This window comes from Nonomuraea sp. 3N208 (assembly GCF_052245935.1).
Taxonomy (GTDB): domain Bacteria; phylum Actinomycetota; class Actinomycetes; order Streptosporangiales; family Streptosporangiaceae; genus Nonomuraea.
Genome location: NZ_JBQQBR010000022.1, coordinates 186,613 through 206,323, shown reverse-complemented (window position 1 = coordinate 206,323; position 19,711 = coordinate 186,613). Strand labels below are relative to the sequence as shown.

The 19,711-nt window shown below is 68.6% G+C and carries 21 protein-coding genes and 5 pseudogenes; 10 read left to right on the top strand and 16 right to left on the bottom strand.

Annotated features, from left to right (window positions below; genetic code table 11):
• Positions 1-1,226: pseudogene (locus ACTWPT_RS31540) on the top strand (hypothetical protein); the annotation flags it as partial.
• Between the two features lie 52 nt (positions 1,227-1,278).
• A complete protein-coding gene (locus ACTWPT_RS31535) occupies positions 1,279-1,527 on the top strand; it encodes a hypothetical protein (RefSeq protein WP_443181124.1) in 249 nt (82 codons plus the stop codon).
• 2 nt (positions 1,528-1,529) lie between these two features.
• Here ACTWPT_RS31535 and ACTWPT_RS31530 read toward each other — a convergent pair whose 3' ends face one another.
• From ACTWPT_RS31530 to ACTWPT_RS31500, 7 genes are all read right to left on the bottom strand, one after another.
• Positions 1,530-1,685 (bottom strand): hypothetical protein, encoded by a 156-nt coding sequence (locus ACTWPT_RS31530; protein WP_443181129.1) that lies wholly within the window; start codon positions 1,683-1,685, stop codon positions 1,530-1,532.
• Positions 1,686-1,693: 8 nt separating this feature from the next.
• The gene (locus ACTWPT_RS31525) at positions 1,694-1,855 is read right to left on the bottom strand and encodes a hypothetical protein (protein WP_443181130.1); all 162 of its coding nucleotides are present in this window, start codon (positions 1,853-1,855) and stop codon (positions 1,694-1,696) included.
• Positions 1,849-2,304, bottom strand: a complete 456-nt coding sequence (locus ACTWPT_RS31520; RefSeq protein WP_443181123.1) for a tyrosine-type recombinase/integrase — start codon at positions 2,302-2,304, stop codon at positions 1,849-1,851. The genes ACTWPT_RS31525 and ACTWPT_RS31520 overlap by 7 nt, the downstream gene beginning before the upstream one ends.
• A 434-nt stretch (positions 2,305-2,738) precedes the next feature.
• Positions 2,739-3,209 carry a glutamate ligase domain-containing protein gene (locus ACTWPT_RS31515; RefSeq protein WP_443181122.1) on the bottom strand — a complete coding sequence of 157 codons (471 nt, stop codon included), beginning with the start codon at positions 3,207-3,209 and terminating at the stop codon, positions 2,739-2,741.
• A 174-nt stretch (positions 3,210-3,383) separates the two neighbouring features.
• Positions 3,384-4,484: a winged helix DNA-binding domain-containing protein gene (locus ACTWPT_RS31510; protein WP_443181121.1), complete on the bottom strand. Its 1,101-nt coding sequence runs from the start codon at positions 4,482-4,484 to the stop codon at positions 3,384-3,386.
• Positions 4,481-5,509 carry an aldo/keto reductase gene (locus tag ACTWPT_RS31505; protein ID WP_443181128.1) on the bottom strand — a complete coding sequence of 343 codons (1,029 nt, stop codon included), beginning with the start codon at positions 5,507-5,509 and terminating at the stop codon, positions 4,481-4,483. Before ACTWPT_RS31505 ends, ACTWPT_RS31510 begins: the two co-directional genes overlap by 4 nt.
• Before the next feature lie 73 nt (positions 5,510-5,582).
• Positions 5,583-6,008, bottom strand: a complete 426-nt coding sequence (locus ACTWPT_RS31500; RefSeq protein WP_443181120.1) for a VOC family protein — start codon at positions 6,006-6,008, stop codon at positions 5,583-5,585.
• Between the two features lie 104 nt (positions 6,009-6,112).
• Here ACTWPT_RS31500 and ACTWPT_RS31495 point away from each other — a divergent pair.
• From ACTWPT_RS31495 to ACTWPT_RS31475, 5 genes and pseudogenes are all read left to right on the top strand, one after another.
• Positions 6,113-6,606: pseudogene (locus ACTWPT_RS31495) on the top strand (helix-turn-helix transcriptional regulator); the annotation flags it as partial.
• Between the two features lie 202 nt (positions 6,607-6,808).
• Entirely contained in the window at positions 6,809-7,117 is a 309-nt protein-coding gene (locus tag ACTWPT_RS31490) for a Tn3 family transposase (RefSeq protein WP_443181119.1), read from the top strand.
• Positions 7,118-7,362: 245 nt separating this feature from the next.
• Positions 7,363-8,175 (top strand): annotated as a pseudogene (locus tag ACTWPT_RS31485) (IS5 family transposase).
• A gap of 90 nt (positions 8,176-8,265) precedes the next feature.
• Complete coding sequence (locus tag ACTWPT_RS31480; protein ID WP_443181118.1) at positions 8,266-8,838, top strand: GNAT family N-acetyltransferase; 573 nt, start codon at positions 8,266-8,268, stop codon at positions 8,836-8,838.
• A gap of 178 nt (positions 8,839-9,016) precedes the next feature.
• Positions 9,017-9,157, top strand: a pseudogene (locus tag ACTWPT_RS31475) (IS982 family transposase); the annotation flags it as partial.
• On the opposite strand, the gene ACTWPT_RS31470 reads toward ACTWPT_RS31475, so the two are convergent.
• From ACTWPT_RS31470 to ACTWPT_RS31440, 7 genes and pseudogenes are all read right to left on the bottom strand, one after another.
• Positions 9,154-9,570, bottom strand: a complete 417-nt coding sequence (locus tag ACTWPT_RS31470; protein ID WP_443181117.1) for a VOC family protein — start codon at positions 9,568-9,570, stop codon at positions 9,154-9,156. The pseudogene ACTWPT_RS31475 and the gene ACTWPT_RS31470 sit on opposite strands and share 4 nt — an antisense overlap.
• Before the next feature lie 22 nt (positions 9,571-9,592).
• Positions 9,593-9,736: pseudogene (locus ACTWPT_RS31465) on the bottom strand (IS982 family transposase); the annotation flags it as partial.
• A 96-nt stretch (positions 9,737-9,832) separates the two neighbouring features.
• Complete coding sequence (locus ACTWPT_RS31460) at positions 9,833-11,353, bottom strand: FAD-dependent monooxygenase (RefSeq protein WP_443181116.1); 1,521 nt, start codon at positions 11,351-11,353, stop codon at positions 9,833-9,835.
• Positions 11,354-11,540: 187 nt separating this feature from the next.
• Positions 11,541-11,807, bottom strand: a complete 267-nt coding sequence (locus tag ACTWPT_RS31455; protein WP_443181115.1) for a hypothetical protein — start codon at positions 11,805-11,807, stop codon at positions 11,541-11,543.
• Between the two features lie 40 nt (positions 11,808-11,847).
• The gene (locus tag ACTWPT_RS31450) at positions 11,848-13,725 is read right to left on the bottom strand and encodes a CocE/NonD family hydrolase (protein ID WP_443181114.1); all 1,878 of its coding nucleotides are present in this window, start codon (positions 13,723-13,725) and stop codon (positions 11,848-11,850) included.
• 51 nt (positions 13,726-13,776) lie between these two features.
• Complete coding sequence (locus tag ACTWPT_RS31445) at positions 13,777-14,184, bottom strand: hypothetical protein (protein WP_443181113.1); 408 nt, start codon at positions 14,182-14,184, stop codon at positions 13,777-13,779.
• A 154-nt stretch (positions 14,185-14,338) separates the two neighbouring features.
• The gene (locus ACTWPT_RS31440; RefSeq protein ID WP_443181112.1) at positions 14,339-15,568 is read right to left on the bottom strand and encodes a serine hydrolase domain-containing protein; all 1,230 of its coding nucleotides are present in this window, start codon (positions 15,566-15,568) and stop codon (positions 14,339-14,341) included.
• A gap of 8 nt (positions 15,569-15,576) precedes the next feature.
• On the opposite strand from ACTWPT_RS31440, the gene ACTWPT_RS31435 reads away from it, so the two are divergent.
• Positions 15,577-15,819: a hypothetical protein gene (locus tag ACTWPT_RS31435; RefSeq protein WP_443181111.1), complete on the top strand. Its 243-nt coding sequence runs from the start codon at positions 15,577-15,579 to the stop codon at positions 15,817-15,819.
• 205 nt (positions 15,820-16,024) lie between these two features.
• Here the strand turns inward: ACTWPT_RS31435 and ACTWPT_RS31430 are convergent, their stop codons facing one another.
• A complete protein-coding gene (locus ACTWPT_RS31430) occupies positions 16,025-17,182 on the bottom strand; it encodes an FAD-dependent monooxygenase (RefSeq protein WP_443181110.1) in 1,158 nt (385 codons plus the stop codon).
• A 119-nt stretch (positions 17,183-17,301) separates the two neighbouring features.
• Between ACTWPT_RS31430 and ACTWPT_RS31425 the strand changes: the two genes are divergently transcribed.
• Positions 17,302-18,195 (top strand): LysR family transcriptional regulator, encoded by an 894-nt coding sequence (locus ACTWPT_RS31425; RefSeq protein ID WP_443181109.1) that lies wholly within the window; start codon positions 17,302-17,304, stop codon positions 18,193-18,195.
• 210 nt (positions 18,196-18,405) lie between these two features.
• Here ACTWPT_RS31425 and ACTWPT_RS31420 read toward each other — a convergent pair whose 3' ends face one another.
• The gene (locus ACTWPT_RS31420; protein WP_443181108.1) at positions 18,406-18,561 is read right to left on the bottom strand and encodes a hypothetical protein; all 156 of its coding nucleotides are present in this window, start codon (positions 18,559-18,561) and stop codon (positions 18,406-18,408) included.
• A gap of 173 nt (positions 18,562-18,734) precedes the next feature.
• On the opposite strand from ACTWPT_RS31420, the gene ACTWPT_RS31415 reads away from it, so the two are divergent.
• The gene (locus ACTWPT_RS31415) at positions 18,735-19,640 is read left to right on the top strand and encodes a tyrosine-type recombinase/integrase (protein ID WP_443181107.1); all 906 of its coding nucleotides are present in this window, start codon (positions 18,735-18,737) and stop codon (positions 19,638-19,640) included.
• Positions 19,641-19,711 lie beyond the last annotated feature (71 nt).

Genomic DNA, 19,711 nt, shown 5'->3' with positions numbered 1-19,711 from the left:
TCGGGCTGTTTGCGCATGACGTGGTGCGGGAGCTGCTGGAGGCGGACCTGCGGTGGCGGGATCCGGAGGGGTATGCGGTGATGCACGACCGCATTCACGCGCATCTGGCGCAGAAGGTGCGCACGGCACGTGATGCGGACGTGCCCGGCGCGGTGGCGGCACTGCTCTACCTGCATCGCGGCAACGGTGCGCCGGCCGATGTCCAGCGCTGCCGCGAGGAGGGCGAGTTCCAGGAAGAGGTGCTGCGGGCCGAGGACGTCGGCGCTTTGCTCCGGGTGGCGACGGCAGCGGAGGGTGCGGTGTCCGCGGGCTGCGCCGCCTTCTGGGCGGAACGTCAACCGCAGGCGTTCCGGTTGTATCGACGGACCGAAACCGGCGAGCCCGTGGCGTTCTCCGCGTGGCTGCGGCTGGAGGAACTCGATGAGCAGGAGCTGGCCGCCGACCCGATCGTGGCCGCGGCGTGGGCGCATGCGCGTGCCACCACGCCGTTGCGCGCCGGGGAACATTTGGCGCTCAGCCGACTCTGGGCGCTGCCGCCGTATCGCGGACATTCGCCGGTGATGGAGGTGATCCAGTGGCGAATGATCGGCAATTGTCTGCGGTCCGAGCGGATGGCCTGGTCCTACATCGCGATACAGCATCCGAACCAAGCCTGGGTGGAGCGTTTACGGCGGTACGGGATGCGTGACATCTGCGAGCAGCCGCGGCTGGGAGATGACGCGTACACCCTGTTCGTTCATGACTGGCGCGCGGTGCCGGCGCAAGCGTGGCTGGAGCGGATGAACCACCCGCTCGTCGAGGGCGTTGCCGACGGCCCGAGCGCCGCGACGGCGGAACTGGCGGTGCTGTCCCAGGCGGAGTTCGCCGGGGCGGTCCGCAAGGCGTTGCGCCAGTTGTCGCGGCCAGGCGCGCTGGCCGCTTCCCCGCTGACCCGCACCAGGCTGATCGCCGAGCGGGCCGGCCAGGACCCGGCCACAGCACTGGGTGACCTGCTCCGCCAGGCGATCGACGACCTGCGCGAGGACCCACGCTCGGCCAAGTTCCACCGGGCGCTGACCGCCACGTACCTGCGCGGCGCATCCACCCAGGAACTGGCAGCGGAACACCTCGGCCTGCCTTTCACCACCTACCGCCGCCACCTGACAGCCGGCACCGAACGCCTCTGCGCCGACCTGTGGCACCGGGAGCTGTATGGCACCGACGCACCGGCGTACCGATCCACCTGAGCCGCCACATCGTGTTGGTCCGGCGCTGCAGGGTGCCCGCGCCATCGGGCCGATGTGCCCGGAAGGCCGCAGGCTGTTCGCCGGGATGACCGTCGAGGAGAACCCGCTCCTGGGACGCGGCACTCGTCTACGATCGCCACCATCTGCTGCTCGCCGCCGGAGAACAGCCGAGCAGAACGCACTCGCCGCCCTCACTCTGGCCGACCACGCCTACGTGATCGACCTCGGCCGCACGACCCTCTCAGGCCCCGCCAGACAACTGCTCGCCGACCCCCGCGTACGCGAGGCGTACCTGGGCTAATGTCATTCGGGCAGGACGCGCGCGCGGGTCGGTCGCGAGCCGAATCGGGTCTCCGCACCGGAACGTCGCTCGGCCGCCTCCTGGTCGTCCGCGTTCTGGACCGGCTCGATCAGGTCCTCTATCGTGCAGCCGAGAATGTCCAGCAGGGCCATCAGAATGCGCAGATTCAGCCGTTCCGGCCGCTCGGCGACCAGCCGGTAGACCTGGCTCGCGACAGCTGGAAACCCCGTTCGGCCAGGAGCGGTCGTAGGTCGGTGGTGGCGTACATGCCGCGGCTGGCCATCACGGCGCGAAGATGCCAGCGGTAGTCGAACCTCGCCGTCACCACGTTCCCTCCGCCGAACGGACGCAGGTCGCGGTCGTCGCGGCGAAGCGATGCCCGACCTGCTTCTGTACGAACGCCAGGTCGGCGCCGTCCTCAAGCAGATGAGCCATGTACGCGCTGCGCATGCAGTGCGGCGTCAACACCTTGTCCAGGCCGAGTGCGTCCCGGTAGGCCGCGAAGCGATTTTCGATCTCCCTGGTTCCCATGCGGCTGCCTCGCTCGGTCAGCCAGAGCGCGTGCTGGTTGTTGCCGCGGTACCGAGGCCGGATGTGGTCCAGATAGTCCTGGACCGCTTCCACCGCCCACGACATCAGACTGACGACCGTTCGCCGCTGTGGCGGTAGGCCTCTGATCCGCCTGCCGGACCTGACGTGCAGGGAGCCGAACCGGCCCAGCTCAGAGGTGTCGGCATGGGGGTGGAAATCGCATACGTCCAGCCCGGACGCCTCCAAGGCTGGAACACGGACCCTGCGCGGGGGCCCTGCCAAAGCGCGCCTCGCACTCCATCAGCCACTTATGGTGTGGCGAGGTGACGTAGTCACAGAAGAGTCGGAGCGCGGTCTGATAGCGGCGCACCGTCGACGGTGCTCTGCGCCGTCCCATCAGGTGCGTGATCCACCTGTCGACGTGCTCGGGTGACCACTGCCACGGGTACGCGGCGGCGAATGTGGCGAACCGGCGCACCGCCCCCTCGCGGAAGATGAGCGTTGACGGCTGGAGGCGCCCGGTGCCGCCCTTCTGCCGCGACCATCCTTCCAGCATCGCCTCGAAGACGGCGTCCGCTTCGCTCAGCTCAGCGGCGCTGCCAGAGCTGTACACGCTCAGTCTCCATTTGCTCCCCGGATCTTGCATCGGATGTACGGGCCCCCCGGCGATGCGCCAACGGTCAGGCGCCGGCCAGCGCACGGGCGCAGGCGCTGAGCCCGATCTCGCTGGAGGCCTTGACGAACACCACGTCTCCCAGTTCGAGAAGCGTGGTGGCCAGCCTGAGGGCCCCGGCCACGTCCTCTGCGGTGTGGACGGCCACGCCCTGGTTGGAAGACTTCGCTGCCTCCGCCATGGCGAGCGGGTCCCCTGCTCCGACCGCGATCAGCACGTCGAAGCGGAGGTCGGCGACGAGCCGGCCGATCTCCGCGTGCCGGGCGCGGGAGGCGTCCGCCTGCTGCCCCATCGCGCCAAGCACGGCGACGGTACGACGGGTGTAAGCGGCGCACTGTTCGGCGTGCCCCGCGTCGCCACGCACCCGCACCTGTCCTCGCACGGCGTCGGCAAGGGCGACGACATCCAGGGCAGTGGCATCCGGCAACGGTGCGGTGGCATGCGGGGCTGAGATAGCGGCGTTTCCGTCATCGGGCATGAGCAAGCTCCTTCTCTTGGACACGAACCGGCATACGGGCTGCTGGGTGTCCGATTGGCCGGTGGGACGGGCAGGTTGGACTGATGGCCGTCCTCTGCCGGGACGGAAGCGGATACAACAGCGAATACAACGCTGCCCACGCAGTCGGTTCGAACATCTCCCGCTCCGTTTTGCTCAGCGGGAAGGCGCGACGATCTGTACTCGGTCGCTGTCGTTGCCGGACAGGAACGACGCCAGGCTCTGGCCCTCCTCGGTGACTGCGGTGTGCTCGGCTCGGGTGAAGCCGCGCAGCGGAGTGATGACCACGATGCCCGCGTCGACGGTCCACGTCGCGGCGACCCGGCCGTCCACCAGCACGACACGCGCGCCCGAGACGGACAGGCCGCGGTGGGCGTCGTCGATGATCCGGTTGCGGTCGTGGTAGCCGAGGATCGCGTTGTCGAATGCCGGCAGGAACCGCACTGGGGCGGGTGTGTCGGGGTCGGGGCGCGGTGCGTCCGGCAGGTCGAGCAGCTCGCGGCCGCGCTCGTCGCGGAAGGTGACGAGTTCCCCGCGGACGGCGGCCACCGCGGCGGGCAGCCCGGCCAGGCCGCACCAGGCGCGCAGGTCGGCGGAGGCCGCGGGGCCGAATGCGGCCAGGTAGCGGCGCACCAGCGCCTGGCCGACCGGGTCGGTCCCCTGCGGGGCGGGCGGGTCGATGTCGCGGCTCAGCCACAGGGAGAGCGGGGTGTTGCGCACCCCGGACCGCACGCGCCACATCCCGCGTGGCGGTAGCTGCACCATCGGGACGAGGGCGGCGACCACCAGCTCGCCCAGCGCGCGCAGGCCCGGCGCCGGCCAGCGGTCGGCGAGCGTCCGAGCGATCTCGGTCATCGAGCGGGGCTCGGCGTCGGCCATGACTGCGCGGGCCGCCGCGGCGAGCTCGTCGAGATCTATTCCGGCGAGCTCGCGGCGGTAGGTGCTCAGCACCCGCTGGCGCAGCATGGTGTTGTGGCGGGCTCGCCAGGCGAGGGCGTCGTGGGCGGTGAGGAGGTGGACGGTGCGGCGCATGAGGTGGGTCCGCACCACGCTCCGCCCGGTCAGCAGGTCGTCCAGCACCGCGGGGTCGAATGTGCGCAGCCGTGACCAGAGCCCGGTGAACGGTTCCTGCGGTTCCTGCGCTTGCAGGCCGCACAGGTGCGCGACGGCGTCGAGGACCGGCAGGTCGGCTCGGTCGAGCAGCAGTTGCCGGGCGAGCGTCGCGCGGTTGAGCGCCCGGGTGTCGAGAACGGTCACGCCGCGGCACGCTCGTCGGCTGATCGCCGGCGCAGAGCCGTGCGGGTGATGGCCAGCGAGGTGTACGACACATCGAGCGGGCTGATGTCGGTCCCTGGTGCCACGATCTGGTCGATCCGGTCGAGGACCGCGTCGTCGAGAGTGACCGCGGCGCCGGCCAGGAGATCCTCCAACTGCTTCATGGTGCGGGGACCGATGATGGCCGAGGTGACGCCCGGGTGGGCGACGGCGAAAGCCATCGCCAGGTGGGTCAGTGAGAGACCGGCCTCCTCAGCCAAGGGCATGAGCTGCTCGACGGCGTCGAGTTTGCGTTCGTCGGTCAGGTGCTTGGGCACCCAGTTCATCCGCGCGTTCCGCGGTTCGGGCTGACCCTTGCGGTAGCGGCCGGTGAGCAGGCCCATCGCCAGCGGGCTCCACACCAGCGTGCCCATGCCGTAGCGCTGGCAGGTGGGCAGGACCTCGCGCTCGATGCCGCGGTTGAGGATGGAGTATGTGGGCTGCTCGGTGCGGAAGCACTGCAGGCGGCACCGGCTGGCGACCCACTGCGCCTCGACGATCTCCGACACCGGGGCGTTGGAGGATCCGATGGCGCGTACCTTCCCGCTGCGGACCAGGTCGGTCAGGGCCGACAGCGTCTCCTCGATGTCGGTCCGTGGGTGGGGGTGGTGGATCTGGTAGAGGTCGATGTGGTCGGTCTGCAGGCGACGCAACGAGTGCTCGACCGCGGTGATGATCCAGCGCCGTGAGCTGCCCCCGCGGTTGGGGTCCTCCCCCATTGAGCCGTTGACCTTGGTGGCCAGCACGGTGGTGTCGCGTCGACCCTTCAGTGCCCTGCCGACGATCTCCTCGGACTTCCCGCGAGGTCCGTACACGTCGGCGGTGTCGACGAAGTTGATCCCCGAGTCCAGTGCCCGGTGGATGATCCGGACGCAGTCATCCTCGTCGGTGTTGCCAGCCTGTCCGAACATCATGGTGCCCAGGCAGTACGGGCTGACCTGGATACCGGTCCGTCCCAGCTCGCGCATCTTCACTGCTACGTCCTTGCCTTTCGAGTCGAGTGGGCCGGGCGGCGGATGCCCGCCACCCGGCCTCTGGTGGTCAGGACGCGTCGTACTCGCTGACGACGTCGAGGACCCAGGTGATGCCGAACCGGTCCTGCAGCATCCCGTACAGGGGCGCCCACTGCGCGGGTCCCAGCGGCTGCAGGACGGTCGCGCCGCCGGTGAGCCTGTGCCAGTACGCGGTGACCTCCTCGGCCGCTTCGCCGCGCAGCGAGACGAAGAACGCGTTCTCTCCCTGGTTCCAGGGCATGTGCGAGGGCACGTCGTAGGCCATCACGCGAAAACCGTTGTCGGCGGTGACCTGGCCCCACATCACCTGGTCGGCCTCGGACGGCTCCTGGACGTTCCCGGCGTCCTTGTAAGTGACCATGGCCACGTCCCCGCCGAACACCGAGTGGTAGAACGTGAGTGCCGCGCGGGCGTCACCTCGGAAGTTCAGGTGGGTTACAGCGTTCACGGACATGTTGGGCTCCTTGCCTATCGATTCATCGCTTGACCGTGCTCGATGAGAAGAGTCGCAGGGGAAGCGGCCAGGTTATGTCCGCTTCTTTGGGCAATATGGGGATTGTGCAAAAGACTTCAGCGCGACTGCTGTCGTTGCTCTCGCTGCTCCAGATGCGCCGGGACTGGCCGGGGGCGTTGCTGGCCGAACGGCTGGACATCAGCCCGCGCACCGTGCGCCGCGATGTCGACCGCCTGCGCGAGCTCGGTTACCCCATAGTGGCCGTCAAAGGCCCCGACGGCGGATACCGGCTTGAGGCCGGTACGGAGCTGCCCCCCGTTGCTGTTCGACGACGAGCAGGCCGTCGCCCTCGCCGTCGCACTCCAGATCGCTGTCACCGCTGGTGCCGGCATCGAAGAAGCGGCGGCACGCGCGCTGACCACCGTCCGGCAGGTCATGCCTGCCCGGCTGCGCCACCGGATTGACACCCTCCAGGTCACCGCCGTAGAGCGGCCCGTGAACCGGCCGAACCCACAGGCCGACAGCGGCGTGCTCATGGCACTCAGCGCCGCCGTCCACGCCCGCGAGGTGCTGCGCTTCGACTACACCCCCGAGACCTCACCCGCCGCCACTCGGGCGGCGATCTTGGACAGCGCCCGCGAACTGCTCGTGGCCCGCGGCTACTCCCAGGTCACCGTTCCAGGGCCAGATAGACCGGATGCTTGGGGCCGTTGCCTTTCATGAAACGGCGCAGCACCTGCTCGGTTTCCGCCGTCCGCAGCCGTAGGGCCCTGGAATGACGTGGATCGGGGAGATCAACAGTGGATTGCAGGTCGTGGAGAACTGGAACAGCGCCAAACGACAAGATCTTCTACGGGCGCGAAGGGGTCCTGACCGGCGCCGATCGTGAGCACGCCGAGGTGTCCATGCTCACCCTGCACCTGCTGCAGTCCTCATTGGTGTTCATTAATACTCAGCTTCTGCAAGCTGTTCTGCGTGATCCGCAGTGGGCCGGCAAACTCACCGAGGAAGACCGGCGAGCGCTCAGCCCGCTGTTCTGGGCTCATGTGAACCTCTACGGTCGGTTCCGGCTGGACATGGAAACCCGGCTCGACCTCACGGCGGCGTGAGCGGGAGCCAGGGCCCCCATGCGCGGGTCCCGCTGTGGTGAGAGGCGTGGCAAGGAACTCCTTCTCAAGCCGTGCTGACGGACAACGGCGGTGAATGTGCCGACGGTGCTGGACCTTGAGCGGGGACGGGTCGTAGGTGCCGTCGTGAGGACACCTCAGATTGTCGTGACGGGTCAGGTGGCGGCAATGAACTTCTAACAAAATGATCTAGGAATACGGGTGATCGCTCCCGAGTTGATCGCGACGTGACGAAGGGAACGCAGCCGCCATGGGCAGTTCCGGATGAGTTGTGGGCGAGGATCCAGCCTTTGTTGCCGGTGGTGCCTCGTCATGCCAATCACCCTGGGCGCAAGCGCCTGGAGGATCGCAAGGTGCTGTCGGGCATCTTGTTCGTGCTCTACACCGGGATCTCGTGGGAGCATCTGCCGCAGGAGTTGGGCTTCGGTTCGGGGATGACCTGCTGGCGGCGGCTGCGGGACTGGCGTGCCGCCGGGGTCTGGCAACACCTGCATGAGCTGTTGCTGGCGGAGTTACACGCCGCGGGTCGGCTGGACCGGTCCAACGCGGTGATCGACAGCTCTCACGTCCGGGCGCTGAAGGGCGGCCCAAAACGGGTCCGAGCCCGGTCGACCGTGGGAAGACGGGCTCCAAACATCACGTGATCGCCGATGGCAACGGCATCCCTCTGGCTCTGAGTCTGACCGGTGGTAACCGCAACGACGTTACCCAGCTGATGCCGCTGCTGAGGTCGATTCCGCCCGTGCGGGGGCGGCGTGGCCGCCCCCGCCGACGGCCCAAGGTTCTGTACGCCGACAGAGGCTACGACCACGACAAGTACCGACGGCTGGTCTGGGCCACCGGCGTGAAGCCGGTGATCGCCCGCCGAGGTTCTGGGTGGCTCCGGCCTGGGCGTCCACCGCTGGGTGATCGAGCAGACCATCGCACTGCTGCACTGGTTCGGTCGTCTGCCTATCCGTTGGGAGATCCGCGATGACATCCACGAGGCCTTCATGGCCCTCGGCGCCGCCATCATCTGCTGGCGGCGCCTCGCCCGCTGATCATTGTGTTGGAGGTCCTTAGTCGTGAGGACCGGACCGGGATCGATATTCGGTGGTCTGCCCGCCCCCTGAGGACGCAAGATGAGGCGCATGACTCTGGCCACCCCCATACTGCACACCGCTCGCCTGCGACTGCGCCCCTTTTCCGACGCCGACGCGGACGCCCTCTACGCGCTGCACAGCAGCACCTACGTGATGCGTTACTGGGACTCCCCGCCGTGGACCGAACGGGCCCGCGCCGAGCGCTTCATCATGATGTGCCGGAAGATGGCGGACGAAGGCACCGGGGCGCGGGTGGCCATCGACCGTGTTTCTGACGGGGCCTTCGTCGGCTGGTGCGGTCTGACCGGATGGAACCCGGACTACCGCAGTGCGTCACTGGGCTACTGCCTCGATGAGGCGATGTGGGGCCACGGCTTCGCGACGGAGGCCGCGCAGGCGTTGCTGCGGTGGGCATTCGACACACTGGACCTGAATCGTGTTCAGGCCGAGACCGATACGCGCAACGTGGCATCTGCCCGGGTTCTGGAGAAGATCGGATTCGTACGTGAAGGGACGTTGCGGGAAGACTGCATCGTAAACGGCGAGGTGTCCGACTCGTGGGTGTTCGGGTTGATTAGGCGAGAGTGGCAGCCGTCGGCCGTGCCGATTCCAGCCTGCTAAAAGCTCCGAACCACCTCATTGTACTAGGAGCTCTAGGGCCTCATTGCGCAGGCGCATCTGCTTGCTCCTCGCCAGGAGCTGGCTCAGCCGTGCGTTGCCGAGGAGCACCCGCCGCAGCCGCATCGTCAGGGCGCGGCGAACCTGCTCGGCACGGGTGGCGGGGGTGAAGGTGATCCGGTTGCTACGGCACCACGGCCGCACACCCGCCGGCGTCGTCGCCCGCGTCATGCAGCGCATCCTCACGCTGACCACCGCCATCTGGCACAACGACCAGAGCGGACAGCCCGTCCTGCGCTCACTGACCGCCTACGACCACTAACCCTTGGGACCGATCATGTAGTTGGACGGTGCCAGGGTGCGCACGACATCGAACTCGTTGCCCTCGGGGTCGGCCATGGCCACCCAGCTCCGGCTGGGGCCCTGGCCCACGTCCATCTTGGCGGCGCCGAGGCCGAGCAGCCTGGCCACCTCGTCGTCGGTAGTGCCGTCGATCGGGCTGACGTCGAGGTGGAGCCGGTTCTTCACGGTCTTGCCCTCGGGCACCCGGATGAACATCAGGGTGGGCGGCATCTGGCGGGCCCGGATCTCCTCGACGGTCGGCTCCCAGGAGCCGATCTCGACCTTGCCCTCGCTCCGGTCGATCACCTTGAAGTCCAGGACCGCGCACCAGAAGGCCGCGAGGCGCTCCGGATCGTGGCAGTCGACAACCAACTCGGTGAACCTACTGGTCATTACTCCTCCAGGTAGTGCGGACGGGTGTGCGGCTGTGGTGCTGTTCGAGGTTGAACTGGCTCTTGAAGGTCTCGTTGACCGACTCAATGACCTGCCGCAGTGGTCTGAACAGCTCGGCTCCGGGCCGCTCTGGTCCGCCCTTGCGGGTCGGTCGCATCGGCCGGATGCCGTGTATCGACCATCTAGCTGCTATGCAGGTGGCCCCGCCCCATATCGCCGGGCGCTGTCAGGCCGCCTGTCTTGCATCCGGCCGATGCTTGGCTCACATCAGGGGCGTGCCGAACCAGCCCGAGAGTGCTTGTCGCAGCGCGGGCGTGGCGCTGTCGGCGGATTCGTCGATGGGTACGGCCCAGGCGATGTGGGCGTCCGGCCGGATCAGCAGGGCGTCGGCCGGTCGCTGGTCGGTCTTGGCGGTGTGGATGTCCACGCGCTGCCCCCAATCGCGGGCGGTCTCGCGCAGTTCCGGGCGGTCGGCGAGGTCGAGGAGAATGGGCCGGGCGGGGTGCAGGAGGTCGGCGACGCTGGTGATGCCCTGGTCGGTGTGCAGGGTGAGGTCGGGGGCGAAGGTGCCGGCCAGCGGGTGGTGGTTGGGGCCGGGCATCGGGTAGCGGATGTCGGTGCCGGCGACCAGCGCGCCCATGCGGCGCAGTGGCTGCTCGTCGGCGAGCAGTTCTTGGAAGACTTGCCGGAGCGCTTCGGCGGCCGCATCGTGCCCGCGCCGCAATGCGACCTGGGCGCGGGTGTGCAGCATGGTGCGGGCGCCGGCGAGGTGGCGTTCGTCGTGGTAGGTGTCGAGCAGGCCGGTCGGCGCGTGGCCGTGGAGGTCGGCGGCGAGCTTCCAGGCCAGGTTGACCGCGTCCAGCATGCCGGCGTTGATTGCCACTCCGGTGGCCGGGAACAGATGCGCCGCATCACCGGCCAGCAGGATCCGCCCGTGGCGGTAGCGCTCGGCCTGGCGGGCCTTGAAGGTGAACCGCGACAGCCGGATCGCCTCGGCCACGGGCAGGTGCACGCCGAGCACGCGGTGGAGGCTGTCTTGGAGTTCGGTGATGGTCATCGGGGTGTCGTCGTCGTACTCGGTGGTCTCGTCTTCGATGGTGTAGAGGGAGACGACCTGGGAGTCAGGCGATGCTCCGATGCCGAACAAACCGTGATCGGTACGGGTGAAACCCGCGCGGATCGCACCGAAGCCGGGGACGTCGAGGCCGCCGCTGCCGAGTACGGTCACCGTGTCGGGCAAGGTGACCTGGGCCAGCCGGTTGACCTCCGGATAGGTCGTGCCGGGGAAGCCGATGCCGGCCCAGTCGCGGACCCGGCTGCGTGCGCCGTCGCATCCCACGAGGTAGCGGGCGCTCGCCTGGTACGGCCCGTTCGGGCCGCGCACGTCCACGGTCACCGCGGCGGCGTCCTGGCTCACCCCGGTCACCGCGTGTCCGCGGCGGAGGTCGACATCGAGCTCGCCGGCGCGTTCGTCGAGCAGCCGCTCGAGCAGCTGCTGCGGCAGCGGCAGAGCGTGCATCGGCGGATCGGCCAGCTGGGTGAAGTCCAGATGCACGCCGCCGAACGGGAAGCGGGGAGCTGGGGCAGGGTCGGTGCAGGCTGCTTCGAAGCGTTCCAGCAGGCCTCGGTAGCGCAGCAGCTCCAGGATCTGCCCGCCGAGACCACCGGCCTTCGGGGTCTCGCGGCGCTGCGGCTGCCGCTCCAGCACCAGCGGCCGCACGCCGGCCAGACGCAGTTCGGCAGCCAGCATCAGCCCGGTCGGGCCGGCACCCACAATGATCACATCGGCGTCCATTACTGGCCACTCCCCTCGCGGTTTTTCGTCGACAACGACACACGCATTTTGTTACTCCCATTTCGGTAGGTTCTGGCCTTGGCTGACGATTGTTGCGACGTCTCGTCAGGCGGTAGCGCTGGGGCGGTTCTGTAGGTGAGGATGGCCACTCCGCTGTCGGGGATCACGTGGTCGGTCAAGGCGAAGCGGCGCCGGCCGACGCCGTTCTTCCCGCGACCAGCGGGATGCCCGTCGCAGCGGTGACCGGGTTCACCTTGATGTGGTGAAGGGCGCCGGCCGGCTCGGCTCCGCCCACGAACTGGATGCCCTTGCCGGTCTCCGTCTTGAGCTGCCTGACGTCCTTCACCGGGTCGCGGGCGACCACCTCCACGTTCAGGTCGGGGCTGTGGCCGGACCCGGCCCCGGTTGCCGTGGGCGATGCCGGCTGGGACGCGGATGACACGCTCGGTGGCGAAGCCGGCCGTACGTGCAGATCGATCGGGCTATTTCCCGGTGGATGTAGCGGCGACCAGCGGCAGCGAAATCGACGTGCCGGCCAGGTCGACGGTGACCTTGGTTCCGGTGCCGGTTTCGGCGTCGCCGAGGACGGGCTCGCCGAGATCGGCGTTGGTTCCGGTCAGCACCAGGCCCAGCCGGTGCCCGGCCTTGAACTCGTAGTCCTGCGCCAGCATCTTCCAGGTGATCTGGTACGACTTGCCCGGCGTCAGCGGGGTCGGGTGGCTCAGCGACTTGTGGTTCTGCGCGTCCATGATTCCTCGGGTGACCACCTGGAAGCCGGAGGTCACCGTGTTGTCGGCGGCCCTTTGGTAGCAGCCGTCGTCATCGGCCGTGCTCTCGCCGACGCAGTCGTGGCCGTCGATGAGCTTGAGGCCCTGCCCCTTGTTGGGGTCGACGCCGTGGATGCGGGTGTCCTGGCCGTAGTCGACGAGCAAGACGCCCAGGTTGGCGGTCGGCTGGTCCAGCGTGAGGCGCAGGCTCACCGACGGCGTTCCGGACAGCCGCATCGCGTTCTTCAGCGGCGGGGTCAGGAAGGCCAGCCGGTTCGGGCTGGTGGTGCCGGGGTCGCCGGCCATCGCGATCTCAGTCTGCTTGGTGTCGAGGTAGCTGCCGGTTCCGGTCGAGGGCGTGCGGCCCAGGGAGCCGTCCTGCTGCGGTCGCAGGGTCACCGTCCGCGCCGCGGGTGCCGGCCAGTCTGCCTGGGTGATCCAGCGATCCGGGCCGAGCTGCACGTCGGCGCGGGGCCGGCGCATGATGTCGTTGGAGACGCCCATCAATTCGTGGTCGAACCACTGGTGCAGGGTGTCGACCCACACGTCGCGGCGGGCCCAGAACGGGTCGAGGTGCCCGTACTGCGTCACCCACACCTTGCGCTGCACGTCGCGGGGCAGCCCGGCCCACCACGTGGAGAACAGATCGGCCGGCACGTTCCGGTCCTGCATCCCCACCACCGACAAGACACTGGCGCGCACGTTGCGCACCTTCGAGATCGGCCCGGTCCGGTAGTCGAGCTCGCGCCAATAGGCGTTGTAGTTGCCGGTGGCGTCGTCCGAGCCCTCGCTCATGCGCTGGTACACCGCCGCGCATTTCTCATCCGGATCAAGGTCCACCCGTTTGGCCATCCATTCCTGCCCGCCCTTGAAATCCGTGAGGGTGCCGTTCGCGCGCCACATCTCATACCAACTGCTGGGCCCCGCGAGCGGCACGATGGTCTCCAGCCCCCGCACGCCGGTGCCGGCGACGCCGATGGCGAGCGCTCCTTCGTACGAATGGCCGATCATCCCGGTACGCCCGGTGGTCCAGGAGGCTTTCACCGCAGCGCCCTTGGCGTCGTAGGCGGTCGCCCGGCCGTTCAGCCAGTCGATTACTGCCTTGCCGCCCAGCACGTCAGACGGACCGCCGGAGGTCGGGCAGCCGTCCGACAACCTGGTACCGATCATGTCGACGGACACGAACGCGTACCCGCGCGGCACGAAGTAGTTGTCGTAAAACAGCGGAAACTTCGTCAGATTCCCATCCGCGTCGTACTTCTTGTGATCCAGCCCGAAGCCGACACCCGGTTCGTCGAAATACGGGCTCTGATGCATGATCACCGGAACCTTCAGCCCGGAACTGGACTCTTTCGGCCGGATGATGTCCACCCGGAGCAGATCCTTCTTGCCATCGCCGTCGCTGTCGACCGGCGACTCCACCCGGACGTGCTCACGGATGGCGTCCGTGTAGGAGAAGACGGGCTGCGTCAGCCCGCCGGAGACTTCGATCGCCGGCTTCGCCGTCGCGGATGCGGCGGGAGCACCGGTGGCCACGAGCGCGGTCGCGAGTGCGACTGTGGCGAGTAACTCTCGCCGTTGCGGGTTTGACATGTGCACCCCTTGGGTTCGTGACAAGCTGTGGCTGCGCAGGTCGACATGCCCTCACACGGCGTCGAGGGCTCCGGTGATCTTGCGGGCCATCTCAGCCAGGGCGGGGCTGGGCTGACCCTGGTGGGTGCGGGCGGCTGCTTCGATGGCGACGATGACGGTGCCGCGGAAGTTGTCGGCCTCTGCCGGAGCCTGCTGCTTGAGCAGGCTCATGGCTGCCGTCAGGGCCGGCAGCACGTGGTCGGCGATCGCGGCGACCGACTTGCCGTCCAGCTTGATGTCCCTGGTCTTGGCGGCGAGCACGTGCCCGACCAGCCCGGTGGCGGAGGACAGCGCGATGGAGCCCTCGGTGGCGGCCTTGTGAGGCGAGCCGGCGGCATCGGCGGCGGACATCAACGAGACGGCGCCGTAGGCGGCGGTGCGCAGGGTGAGCTTGTCCTGGTCGGTCAGGGTGATGGACATGGTGGTGTGCTCCTTGAAGCTGTTACGAAATGCAGTGAACGGATGGAAGGTGGAATGCGGTCCTGCTGGTGCCCGGAATCTCGATTGCTAGCCGGGGCCGCCTGAGAGGATCGCGCCCTGGGTTGAGGGCGAGCCGACCGGGTTCGGCTCGGTGTCAGTCGTCGATGGCCTGGTAGAGCGTGGTCCAGAAGTCGTGGATGAGCCGCGCCGGATCCGGGATGGACAGTCCGACCTGGGTGAGCAGGACTCCGGTGAGTTGCTTGTCCGGGTCGGCGTAGGCCGTGGTCCCGGTTCCGCCGTCCCAGCCGAACTGGCCGATGGGCGCGTAGTCGCCACGGTAGGCGCGCACCGCCATGCCGAAGCCCCAGCCGCCCTGCTGTCCTTGGCCGAAGGAGACATGGACGTTGTTCGTGGCCAGGGCGTTGCGGGCGGCGTTCTGCTCGGGCGTCAGGCGGTTGGTGGTCATCAGCTCGACGGCGGGCCGGGACAGGATCCGTTCGGTCCCGTGCGTCCCGCCGTTGAGCAGCATCTGGAAGTAGGCGTGGTAGTCATCGGCGGTGGAGACCAGCCCGCCACCGCCATGCTGGAAGGCCGGAGGCCGGCTGTAGCGGCCGCTCGCGGCCTCGTCCCACACGTGGAATTCCCCGGTTTGCGGGTCGGGGGCGTAGCTGGGTGGCAGCCGGTCGATCTTGTCGGCGGGTACGTGGAAACCGGTGTCCTTCATCCCCAGCGGGTCGAAGACGCGTTCGCGCAGGAACGTCTCGAACGACTGGCCGGTGACCCTGGCGACCAGCACGGCGAGCACATCGTGGCTGAGCTCGTACTGCCAGCGCTCGCCGGGCTGGTAGGACAGCGGTAGCTCGCCAAGGCGGCGCATCCACTCATCCGGCTCGGGCGCCGGCCCGACGCCTCCGCCGTAGTTGGCCCGCTCCAGGACTGCGTCCATGATCGGGGAGCCCATCAGCGTCAGGTCCACGCCGAGCCCGAACGTGGAGGTCAGCAGGTCCCGTACGGTGATCGGCCGCCGCGCCGGCACGGTGTCCTCCAGCGGGCCGTCGGGCCGCGCCAGCACCTTCCGGTCGGCCAGTTCCGGCAGCCACTCATCGACCACGTCATCCAGCCGCAGCCGGCACTCATCGAGCAGGACCATCGCCGCCGCCATCGTGACCGGCTTGGACGTGGAAGCCATCCGGAAGATCGTGTCCCGGCGCATCGGCGCGCCACCGTCATGACGCATCGTCCCGATCGCCTCGGCGTGCGTCTGTCCGCCCCGGCCGACCAGGGCCACCAGCCCGGGAATCTTCCCGGACTCGACATACCGAGCCAGCACCTCGTGCAGTCTGCGCAGCCCTGCCTCGGAGAAGCCGCCGTTGTGTCCCATCATCAATCTCCTTGTCTACAGTGTTCGATCTTCAAGACCTGTCCCGGCTTGACGCCTATGGCTGCGGCGAGTTGGGCCTGGTGAGCCCGTGGCGCTTATACTCCGGCTCGACTTCCCCGCCGGACATCCAGGTCGATGCCGTCGAGCACGATCTTGTCTTCGTATGCTTGTCGCAGCCCGAGGCCGCAATCGCTGAACCGTGCATGGCAGCCACCATCGCCGACCGCTCTGATACCGGGCCGTTGCCGTCCTGACGCGGCCGCTGACACGCCGCCGCATGGTCGACGGCGAGCACGAGGGTGGGTCAGCTGGATCGAGGACGCCCGTGAGGGGGTCAGCGGTGGGCTGGAGGAGCAGCGGAGGACAGCGGCCTCCGGTACCGCCCTGCTGCCCGCGGTGGCAGATGCGCCCTGATCTGCATGATCGCTGGTGGCGATGGGCTTTCATGGCTCCCATCGGTCACGGCCACTTCGCCGAGAAGCTGGGAGCGTAGTCCTTGAGCCTGACGATCTGCGCGCGGGCCACCTCCGGTACGTTGGCGGCGAGCATGTCGAGCACCTGCTGGTTGGGCATGCCCATGAAGAACCGGTCGGCCCCTTCGCGCCCCACCTGCTGATGCTCGGCGACAAAGCCGCGCATCTCCCGCTCGTAGGCGGCGAAGGCCGCCACATGGCGGCCGCCGGCCGCGGCCAGTTCGCCGGCCAGGATGTAGGCGCCGATCAGCGCTTGGGAGGCGCCCCGGCCCGAGGTCGGCGCCGCAGCGTAGCCGGCATCCCCGAGCAGCACCACCCGGCCCGAAGCCCAGCACTTCATCTCGACCTGGGCGTTGGCGTCGAAGAAGAGGTCCGGTGCCCTGCTCATCTCCTCCAGCAGTCGCGGGAGCTGCCAGCCTTCTCCGGCGAACTGCTCGGCCACGATGCGCTTGTGCTGCTCGGCGTCGTAGCGGTCGCAGGCCAGCGGCCGGGAGGCAAAGTGCAGCGCCGCCCGCGCTTCGGTGTTGTCGCGGGCGCTGAAGATGCCGGCCGCCTTGCCCGGCATGCTGTGGAGCCGGCCGGTGTTTCGCAGGCCGAGGTAATTGGGCAGGCTGAAGATCGCCGTGTAGATGCCCAGGTGCCGGACGAACCGCGCCTGCGGCCCGAACACCAGCGAGCGGGTGCGCGAATGCAGCCCGTCGGCGCCGACCACCAGGTCGAAGCGGCGCGGCCGACCGCGTTCGAAGGTGACCCGCACGCCGCCTGCGTCCTGTTCCAGGCCGGCGATCGAGTCGCCGAAGACGTACTGCACCTCCGGACGGGTGGCCTCATACAGCAGGCCAGTCAGGTCACCCCGGAGAATCTGCAGGTCGCCCGCGAAGATCGCCGCGGGAAGGGTGGCGTACTGGTTGCCGTCACGGTCCACCAACGCCGCGTCGCCCATGTGCGTGTCCAGCGCTTTGACCTGCTCCAGCAGGGCCATGCGGTCCAGCACGTCCAACGCCTCGCCGCGCAAGCCCACCGCGTACCCACCCGCGCGCACCTGGAGGGCGCGCTCGACCACGGTGGGAGTGACACCGTGGTGGCGCAGCCAGTACGCCAGAGCGGGCCCGGCGACGCCGGCGCCGGAAATGAGGACGTCCATCAACTTGCTCCATCGAACGAGCGATCCTTACGCTTCGAGGATCAAGTACGGTGAACACCCACAACAACGACGAATCCCGCAAGATCATCTTCAGTGGGAGTAAACGAAGCAGGCCAGGCATGGAACTGCGCGACATCGAGATCTTCCTGACCCTGGCCGAGGAACTGCACTTCGGCCGCACCGCCAACCGGCTGTGCCTATCGCCTGCCCGCGTCACCCAGGCGATCCAGAAGCAGGAACGGCAGATCGGCGCCCCGCTGTTCGAACGCAACAACCGCACGGTACGGCTGACCCCAGTCGGCCGCCAGCTCCGCGACGACCTCCGGCCCCTCTACGCCGGGCTGAAAGACAGCCTGCAGCGCGCCCAACTGGCCGTCCAAGGCATCACCGGCACGCTGCGCGTCGGCATGCTCCCCATAAACGCCTACGACCTGCGCCCCTACTGGGACGTCTTCCGCCTGCGTCACCCGCAGTGGCGGCTGCGCATTCGGCAGACACAGTTCAGCGACGCCTTCGCCGCGCTGCGCCGCGGGGACGTCGACGTCCTGATCGTCTGGCTGCCCCTCGATGAGCCCGACCTCACCGTGGGACCGGTCCTGTTCGCCGAGCCGCGGGTGCTGGCCGTCGCCGTCGACCATGAACTCGCTCAGCGCACCTCGGTCTCGCTGGAGATGGTCGCCGATTTCCAGCACCCTCAGAGCGACACCGGGCCCGGCTACTGGTTCGACGCCTACGCTCCGCGCCAGACTCCCCGTGGCCGCCTGATCGAGCGCGGCCCTTCCGTACGCGCCACCGAAGAGGCCATCACCCTCACCAGCATGGCCGAGACCGTGACCCTCTTCCCCGCCCACATGACCCGCTACTGGGTACGGCCGGACATCGCCTACCTGCCGGTCACCGACATAGGGGCGCTGCCGTACGCGCTGGTGTGGCGCAGCGAGACGGAGAACGAGCTCATCCGGGCCCTGTCCGAGGTCGTCCGCGATCTCGGCCCCCTCGTGCAGAAGAGCTGATCGCCGAACAATACGGAGAACCCACAAGCGCCTCGACGGACCGGACGTACGACATCATGTTCAGCCCGCCTTGGAGAAGCTGCAGGCCATATCAGCAGATCGACGGCATGGCGGGATCGGTGGGGCCAGCGTCGTCCGGGCGACCGTGACGAATGAACTGCCGTGGGCGTAGCTCACCACGGCCGTCTGACTACGGGCCGCTTGAGCATGTCACTCCCTCTGCGGGGCGATCGCCCAGAAGGGCCCCACCATGTCCGGGCCGTCGGCGCTGATCTCGAACTGGCCGTCGGTGACGAGGTGGTGGGCGACCAACGGGATGAAGTTCGACTCGCTCTGGGCCGCGCTGGCTGCGATGAGGATCTGCATGTCGGCGCTGACACCGCTGACGAGGACCCGCGAAGACGTACGTGATAACTACCTATTATCACGTACATGAGTGATCACGGCGGCGCGGCGACCAGGAGAGCCCCTCGCCGGGGCGGTGTGCGACTCCGGCACGTTATCCGGTACATCACCGTAGCCGTCGCGCGGCGGGCGACATGAGCGCGGCGCCGAAGGTCGCCGCTCTGCGCGGCGGCCGCGTCACTCTCGCCGCGGCCGCCGACGCCTTCCTGGCCGCCCCGCGTACGGCCAACCCCAACACCCACCGCGCCTACGCCTCCGCGATTGACCGCGTCATCGACCGGCTCGACCGCGACCGGCCGCTGGCCGAGGTGGCCGACGCCGAGATCGGAACCGCGCTCACCGCCCTGTGGGGCGCGAGCGCGCCGGCGACCTGGAACCGCAACCGCGCCGCCGTCACCTCCTGGCTGATTTGGTGCCAGACCAAGAAGTACTGGGCCGCCCCGTCGGTCCCGGCTGAGGCCGAACGCCGCAAGGAGAGCGCCGACGAGACCCGCGCCGTGGCCAAGACCACGATCCACCGGCTGCTGTCACGCCGCGACATCCCTCTGCGCGAGAAGACGCTGTGGCGGATGCTCTACGAGACCGCCGCCCGCGCCGCCGAAACCCTCGCGCTGAACGTCGAAGACCTCGACCTGGAACACCGCCGCGCCCCCGTCCGCTCCAAGGGCGGCGCCACCGAATGGGTGTACCGGGACAGCGGCACCGTTCACCTGCTGCTCCGGATCCTCCGGCTCCCGGACGGCAGCACGCGCACGCACGGTCCGCTGTTCCTGTCCGACGACATCTGCCCGCACACCGGCCGCGCCCGCCTGGGCTACGACCGCGCCCGCGTCCTGCTGGAGAAGTACGCAGAGCTCGACCTGCACCAGCTGCGCCACAGCGCCGCCACCCACCTCGGCGACGCCGAAGTCCCGCTCCAGCTCATCATGGCCAAGACCCGGCACAAGAACCCCCGCACCGCCCTGCGCTACGTCAAACCCGGCGGCGACGCCGTCGCCGAGATCACCAGCATCCTCGGCCCACCGCGCCATACTCACTGACCACGACGCAGCGACCAGCGGAAACACCGTTCAAGATGGACTCAATGTGGGTTTTGGGTCTATGTGGGCTG